General features: G+C 61.1%; 8 protein-coding genes and 1 pseudogene. 5 read left to right on the top strand and 4 right to left on the bottom strand.

Features of this window, described 5'->3' with window-relative positions; all coding sequences use genetic code 11:
• From J0I64_RS02855 to J0I64_RS02845, 3 genes are all read right to left on the bottom strand, one after another.
• Positions 1 to 1148 (bottom strand): transposase domain-containing protein (locus J0I64_RS02855; protein ID WP_291406113.1); only part of this gene is annotated, 1148 nt, incomplete at its 3' end.
• A complete protein-coding gene (locus J0I64_RS02850) occupies positions 1132 to 1266 on the bottom strand; it encodes a hypothetical protein (protein ID WP_291406112.1) in 135 nt (44 codons plus the stop codon). The genes J0I64_RS02855 and J0I64_RS02850, both read right to left, overlap by 17 nt.
• Positions 1263 to 2198: a hypothetical protein gene (locus J0I64_RS02845; RefSeq protein ID WP_291406111.1), complete on the bottom strand. Its 936-nt coding sequence runs from the start codon at positions 2196 to 2198 to the stop codon at positions 1263 to 1265. Before J0I64_RS02845 ends, J0I64_RS02850 begins: the two co-directional genes overlap by 4 nt.
• 347 nt (positions 2199 to 2545) lie before the next feature.
• On the opposite strand from J0I64_RS02845, the gene J0I64_RS02840 reads away from it, so the two are divergent.
• Positions 2546 to 3193, top strand: coding sequence for a S24 family peptidase (locus J0I64_RS02840; RefSeq protein WP_291406110.1), 648 nt, complete (start codon positions 2546 to 2548; stop codon positions 3191 to 3193).
• Positions 3194 to 3373: 180 nt separating this feature from the next.
• Positions 3374 to 3646: a hypothetical protein gene (locus J0I64_RS02835; protein ID WP_291406109.1), complete on the top strand. Its 273-nt coding sequence runs from the start codon at positions 3374 to 3376 to the stop codon at positions 3644 to 3646.
• Between the two features lie 444 nt (positions 3647 to 4090).
• Here the strand turns inward: J0I64_RS02835 and J0I64_RS02830 are convergent, their stop codons facing one another.
• The gene (locus J0I64_RS02830) at positions 4091 to 4729 is read right to left on the bottom strand and encodes a TetR/AcrR family transcriptional regulator (protein ID WP_291406108.1); all 639 of its coding nucleotides are present in this window, start codon (positions 4727 to 4729) and stop codon (positions 4091 to 4093) included.
• A gap of 99 nt (positions 4730 to 4828) precedes the next feature.
• Here J0I64_RS02830 and J0I64_RS02825 point away from each other — a divergent pair, with 99 nt between their 5' ends.
• The 3 genes and pseudogenes from J0I64_RS02825 to J0I64_RS02815 form a co-directional block, all read left to right on the top strand.
• Positions 4829 to 5059: a hypothetical protein gene (locus J0I64_RS02825; protein ID WP_291406107.1), complete on the top strand. Its 231-nt coding sequence runs from the start codon at positions 4829 to 4831 to the stop codon at positions 5057 to 5059.
• Between the two features lie 157 nt (positions 5060 to 5216).
• Positions 5217 to 6452, top strand: a complete 1236-nt coding sequence (gene argJ / locus J0I64_RS02820) for a bifunctional glutamate N-acetyltransferase/amino-acid acetyltransferase ArgJ (RefSeq protein ID WP_035086781.1) — start codon at positions 5217 to 5219, stop codon at positions 6450 to 6452.
• Positions 6453 to 6605: 153 nt separating this feature from the next.
• Positions 6606 to 7127, top strand: a pseudogene (locus J0I64_RS02815) (hypothetical protein); the annotation flags it as partial.

Below are 7127 nucleotides of genomic sequence, written 5' to 3'. Positions count from 1 at the left end.
TGCCACGCGCGTTCGATGGGCTTGGCCTGCCCATGGTATGGGGTAGCCCAGTGGATTTTCACACCGAGACTGGTCAGCAGCCCATCGGGCTCATCGTCCCGCACCTTGAAACGGAAGCGGTTTGCCGTGCCCCCGGTGATCCACTTGCTGGCAAAACCGCGACCATTGTCGAGGATCATATGTTCGGGAATGCCGAACTTCTCGACCATGTCGCCAATGGCGAGGCGCACCGAAACGCGGCTTTCCGTCTCGTCCAGGCGCCAGCCGATGAACTTGCCGGAATAGATGTCCTGGATGCCGACCAGCATGGGGCGGAACGCGGGCTTTTCGCCCTTGCGCACGAACACGTCGAACCGGTGACCATCGATGTTCACCAGCGTCATGGCCTTCAGATTCATACGCGTGCGGCGCTGGGCCGGGTAAATGGCCTTGGCCGCGTCCGTACCCTTGCGGGCAAGCGTCTGCACTGCGGCTGGCACTTCGGCCTGCAGGCGGCGGCGAAGCGCCATTTCGCTTGGGATCGGCGCCCATCCAAACTTCTTGGCCGCATCGGCCATGCGCCGATAGCAGGCCGAAAATTTCGGTTCGCCAGGGCGCAGAAAGTCAGCCTTGAGCGCTGCCCAGGCATCGGGGTGGCACTCGGCAAACTGGGCGGTCGCCTTGTAGTCCGGCGCCAATGCTGCCAGCCAATCGGCACGGTTGTGGCTCTTCACCATGCCCAGCCAGTTGCGCAGCGTTGAGCAGGAAACATCATGCCTGCTGGCTGCCAAGGGCAGAGCCGCCACCAGCGTGAAGCCGCCCGCGACCAGTCCCTTCACTGCCTGGACGGCGGCAAGGCGGTGAGCGCATTCGGCCTTGTGCTTCTCGGGCAACGCCTCGTAGCGAGCCCAAAGCGGACTATTGCCGCGCACCGGCTCAACACTGGGTTGGCTGGCGAGCAGAAGCCTCACCTGGGTGGAGGCAGGAAAAAGCGTCAGGTGATAGAGCCAGCCTTTGCCCTCCCTGCGTACACGGTCCTGACGATCACGCCACCCTTCGGCGGCAGCAATCTTGGCCCATCCGCGCGCTGTCGTCGGCATGGTCGGATCGCCCGCTAGCGCTGCATCGTCGAGCGAAAACCATTCGTGAGCGCTAGTAGATTGCGTCATGGCACACATCGAAACTGCGGTTGATCTGGCAAGTCGCCATACCGTCGTCCGCAAGGACGAAGCTGGCGACGGTGGCGCATGCGAGGAAAAGCCCGATCCAGGCGAGGGCGCGCATCATTTCGCGTCCACCTTGACCAGTTCGTAGCCAAGCGCCTTGAACGCGGCGCGGACCGCTTTTTCGTCCTTGTTCCAGTGCTCGACGGTCACCGAGACCCGGCTCTTGAAGTCGAGCTGGTGATAAGCGCTGACGACCTGCTTCCAGTGGTCAAATGCTGGCGGTGTCTCGGCCTTCGCATTGACCACGTCACTCAGGCTCGCGCCGTCGCCGAGCTTTTGCAGGAGCGCCGTTTGCCCCTCGGGTGGACGAGACAGGATCGTCATCATCACGAAGAAGTCGCCCTTGGCCGCATCGAACGCCTCGGCCGCACGCGCCAACTGTTCCTCGGGTAGCGCCGAGAGTTTCAGCAACTGGGACTGGTTCCGGGCAATACGTGAGAAATGCAGGCGCTCAGAAAGGCCGACCGGCTTGGTTAGAACCGAGCCGATCCGCACAAGACGCTCGACTTGGTCAGACGACAGGTCAAAGACCCGCATGGCGTGAGCGGTAAAGCCGTCACGCAGAACGACAAGGCGAGCCTGTGCCTCGGGGTCGGTCGCACTCTTTTTATGTGCGCCACGACCATCAATCGCCGTCGCCTCGCGATAGGCTGCAAGCATGACCGCGCGACCGAAGGGCGACACGTCCGTGCGCGCCATGTTCTCTTCGATTTCGAGCAACCGCGCCTGGGCAGCATCAACCGCCATGCGCTCGAAATGCTCGCCCTCGACGAGATCGACGATGCCAGAGATTTCGAGTGCGCGCAGTCGATGCCGGCCATGCACAAGCACCCACTTCTTCTTGCCCTTCGGCGTCTGTCGCAGACCAATGTGATTGATCAGCCGACCATGCACGCCGAACGAAACGGCGATCTCCTGAGCCTTGACCTCGTCCAAAGGCTGAATGCGGTCCGACACATCGATATCGGCAAGAGCGACCGTGAGCGCGGCCATTACGCAGCACTCCGAGCGAGCGTGGCAGCGTCCACTGCTGGGCGAACGATGTCCGAAGGCCACTTCAGATAAGCCGGCCAAATCTCGGACAGCCGCAACACCGCCCGGCTAGCCCTCTCAGTGGTTATCCGATGTTTGGGCCGCCCTTTCCCGTCCTGCATCTTGAGGCGCCGGTAGGTAGCGCCGCTCCCCGTAGCGAGGCGAGAAATCGTGCTCGTCGAACGATTGGTATCGCGAGCGAGGCACTCGATAAGACGGCAGAGGGAATCAACTGTGTTATCCATGACATGATATGTGTCATGCATAACACGCTGGCGTCAAGGTTTAGAATGCGCTACGTGTCACGCATGACACAGCTGCAATTGGCAAGCGCAGCCTTGAAGGAGGCGATCGAACTGTTTGTGCGGGACGAGGGGCTACGCCCTTTCTCTCGCCGCACGGGGATTCCGCTTGGTGTCGTTCGCGCCGTCCTGCAGGAGCGGGATATCTCAGGCGCCAACCTGCTTCTGATCACGCAAGCCCTGGGTCTTGAATTTTACATCGGACCAAAGCGGTCCTCATCGCCTAGCACTCCAATATCGATGGAACCGGCAGACGAGGCGGACACGGCTTTCCTGGATAAGTTCGACCTACAGGTGAGCGCAGGGCCGGGAACGATGGGTGTAGCGATCCCGTCCGAGCCCGTGCCGTTCAGCGCCAGATGGCTGCGCAAACACAACCTTCGCGCCTCAGAGCTGGCTCTCTTGGAAGTCAAAGGTGACAGCCAGGAGCCCATCCTCTTTGATGGCGACCCAATTATGGTCGACAAGGCGCCCAGCAGGCCCAAGACAGGTCAACTCTATGTCGTCGTTAGACGCGACAGCATTCAGGTTAAGTGGGTGACGGTGCTCCGCAAAGCATTCGAACTGGTCAGCGAGAACCCAGACTACCCGACAGAGCGCATCGACATTCACGATGCTCCAGATTTCTACCGTGTGCGGTGGTTCGTTCGATAGTGTCCAAGAACCCGCAAGTTTGCGGGTTCTTCAAAGTGGAAGAGCAGCATGAAAGTGTCAGTGCTTGCAACTATGGTCTTGGTCGCAATAAGCGCACTGCCGGCTGCGGCTCAGGAGTGCCTGCCTGACCTAGTAGAGGTAGCAGGCTGGTCAGCTAAACCCGAGCAAAACAAGATAAGGGTGGGCATCGGCCTTCGCAACGAGGGCGATACCGACATCAAGATGGTGCAGGGAACGGTGGCTTTCCGCGATCCACTCGGCGGCGAGTTGGCGCCTGTCATCGACATCTTTCCAGACACCATCTTGCTGGCTGGGAACCCTGGCAACATCGGCGTCTACCTGCTCGACGGGAGTGTCAGGCTTGGCCATGTCGAGCGCGACATGGTTTCGACGGTCATCTGCATTACTGGTGTCGTTCTCGCTGACGGCTCCGTGGTCAAGGCCGGCACCTAGCGCATGCCACACTCGGAGGCGTTTGCTTCGAGAGACCAGGTCAAATCTGTTCCGCGAACGATGGCGGAGAATTTCTAGCCGCTATCAGTCGCAGAGCCCTGCGCCGCCTGACTTTTCGGCCCGCCCCAATGGCACCCGGAACCCAGTTCCGCGAAAGTTTTGCCTCTTCTTTGGAGAATGCCGGTTCGACGTATCATCTGGGTCCGGTCGAAAGCCCCGTTTGACGGGGTTTTGACACCGTCTCGACACGCCTTGACCAGCCAGTCGTCAATCGGCGACATTGCGATGCACCAATCGGCGGGTTCGTGGTTCATGCCAAAACCCGCCGTAAAATCAAATTCCGCTGGGCTCCCCACGTTTCCACATGCAACCCATTGAAACGCCGCCTCTTTCACCCCTTCACCGCGCCGTTCCGGATAATTCCGTCAATGCCAATACCGCGCGTTAAACAACACCCAGGTCTTCCCGCTGATACCCGGCACAACCCATCAGAACCCCATCGACTACCCCGTCGATGACTTTGATGGCCTCATCGACCCGATCGAGCAGCAACTGGTGCCAGGCAAAGGATACGATCATGTCGATAATCAGCTCGCCATTCACCGCCTCATCCACCTCGCCCCGCGCCTTGGCACGATCAACCATGTCGAGCGCCACCTTCTTGCGCTCGGCCTGATAGGCAAAGAGCGCTGCGGCGGCATCTGGATCGTGCTGCGCCTCGGCAATCACCGCCCGATAGACCGTGCCGCAGAGCCTGTCCTTCCAGAACCCCAGCAACTGGTTTTCCAGAAAGGCGATGAGGTCGCCTCGCAGCGTACCGGTATCGGGAAATTCCCGCGTAATCTTGAAGCGCTTATAGACGTCGAGCATCAGCGTCGTGCGATTGGGCCACCAGCGATAGATCGTCGGCTTGCCCGCCCGCGCCCGCCGCGCCACCGCCTCGATGGAAAAACCGGCAATGCCCTCTTCGTTGAGGATCGCCTCGGCCGCATCGAGAATGGCCTCCTGGCTCGCAGGATTGCGCCGCGCACCGATGGAGCGGCGCGCCGTCTCGTCGATATCGTCTGCTGGGGTCGTCGTCATGGTCTCTATATGGTCCATACGAGGCACAAAGAAAAGACTTGAACGAAACGGCCCGTTTCAATATATAACGAAACGTACCGTTTCATTATAGGTTTCTCTATGCCCTTTTCCGCACGCGCCCGCATGGCCTTTCTCATGACCTTCGCGGTCTATCCGGTGGTCGTAGTCTATTCGACCATCATTGGCCTACTCACCCCCGGCTGGGAATTCTGGCAGCGCAGCCTGATCCTCGTGCCCTTCATGGCCACCACCATTGTCTTCTTCATCGTGCCCTTCATCACCACGCGTTTCGGCGCCTTTATCGCTGGCAAGAAGAAGGTCGCCGCCTGAGCCATATCCGACGGCCAGAAGAAGACCCGTGATCCCCGCCCAGGCGGGGATTTCCTTTTGTAGGTGGAGTTTCCGTGCGGGGCGGCTCAAAGCCTTGCGTCCGTCACACTCTTGAGGCACATCGAAGCACCCTCTGTCCGTTGAAGGTTCTTCTGTCATGGCTGCCCATCCGGTTTCCCCGCTTGCCCCGAAATCCTATCCGGACCTGCCGGCCATCGATGGCGTGCGCTATGCCACGGCCGAAGCCGGCATCAAGTACAAGAACCGTACCGACGTGCTGCTCATGGCCTTTGACGAAGGCACCACTGCTGCCGGCGTTCTTACACGCTCGAAGTGCTCTTCTGCCGCCGTCGACTGGTGCCGCGCCAACCTGCCGGGCGGAAAAGCCCGTGGCCTCGTCGTCAATTCGGGCAATGCCAACGCCTTTACCGGCGCCAAAGGCAAGGAGTCAGTTCAGCTGACCGCCGAATATGCCGCCAAAGCCCTCGGCTGCTCCACCAGCGAAATTTTCCTCGCCTCGACCGGCGTCATCGGCGAACCGCTTCCGGCATCAAAATTTGCCGGCGTCCTCGACGAAGCCGCCACGCGCCTTGCCGAAACGCCATGGATCGAGCCGGCCAAGGCCATCATGACCACCGACACCTTCCCCAAGTTGGCGGGTGCCGTGCTCGAATTCGACGACGTCGAAGTCCGGATCAATGGCATCGCCAAGGGCTCGGGCATGATCGCGCCTGACATGGCCACCATGCTCTCCTTCGTCGTCACCGACATGCCCATCGCTGCCGACGTGCTGCAGGCACTCCTCAGCGAGCACGTGCAGAAGAGCTTCAATTCCATCACCGTCGACAGCGATACGTCGACCTCGGACACCCTCCTCGCCTTCGCCACCGGCAAGGCCAAGGTCGAGCCGATCACCAGCCTTTCCGATCCGCGCGCAGCCTTCTTCGGCGAAGCCCTGTTCGATGTGCTCTTCGAACTCGCCATCCTGACGGTGCGCGACGGCGAAGGCGCCACCAAGCAGGTGGCTGTCAATGTGGAGGGCGCCACCTCTGACGCCTCGGCCTTCCGCATCGCCAAGGCAATTGCCGACTCGCCGCTGGTGAAGACAGCCATTGCCGGCGAAGACGCCAATTGGGGCCGCGTCGTCATGGCCGTGGGCAAGGCCGGCGAACCGGCAGATCGCGACCGCCTCGCCATCCGCTTCGGTGACCTGCTGGTCGCCGAAAACGGCGAACGCGCTACGGTCTACGACGAAGCCGCGACCTCGGCCTATATGAAGGGCGAAGAGCTCGAAGTAACCGTCTCCCTCGGCCTCGGCGAGGGCTCGGCAACGGTCTATACCTGCGACCTCACCCACGGCTACATCACCATCAACGGCGACTACAGAAGCTGATCTTCAGCGACTATCGGGGCTAATTTCCGGTAGCCTCCCGCAAATCCCCCTCCAACCACAGTGTCATTCCCGCGAAAGCGGGAGCCTCTGTTTGGAGGTGGAAACGGAGATCCCCGCTTTCGCGGGGATGACACCGAGCAAAGCAAAGCAGCCATGACCCAGTTCACCCTCCCAGACGTCGAAACCTTTGAACGCGCCGGCCTCGAAGCCTGGCCCGGCATCGAAGTGAAGTGGGATGGCAACTGGGTCCGACGTGCTGCCGGCGGCTATACCAAGCGCGCCAATTCCGCCCAGTGTTTTGACCCCAACGACGACGCCGATGTCGAAGACCGCATCATCGGCGCCAGCTCCTGGCTCGTCGTGCGCGGGGTAAAGCCAGTCTTCCGCATCACCCCCCTCTCCGCCCCGGCGCTCAATGAAGCGCTGGACGATGCCGGCTGGGACGAGATCGACCAGTCCCATCTCTACGCCATGAAGCTCGAAGCGCAGGAGCCGGATGCGCAGGGCAAACTCCTGCCCCTTCTCGATCCCGCTTTCCTTGCCGCCCAGCAAAAGCTGCAGGGCCATGACGACGCGATGATGGCTCGCATGAAAGCGCTCCTCACCGTCATGGCCGTTCCGTCCACCGGCATCGTCATCGAGCGCGACGGCGAACCCGTCGCCTCGGGCCTGATG

It is taken from the genome of Devosia sp. (assembly GCF_017307565.1).
GTDB lineage: Bacteria > Pseudomonadota > Alphaproteobacteria > Rhizobiales > Devosiaceae > Devosia.
The sequence above is the reverse complement of the archived record's forward strand: the minus strand, read 5'-3'. Positions and strand labels throughout refer to the sequence as shown.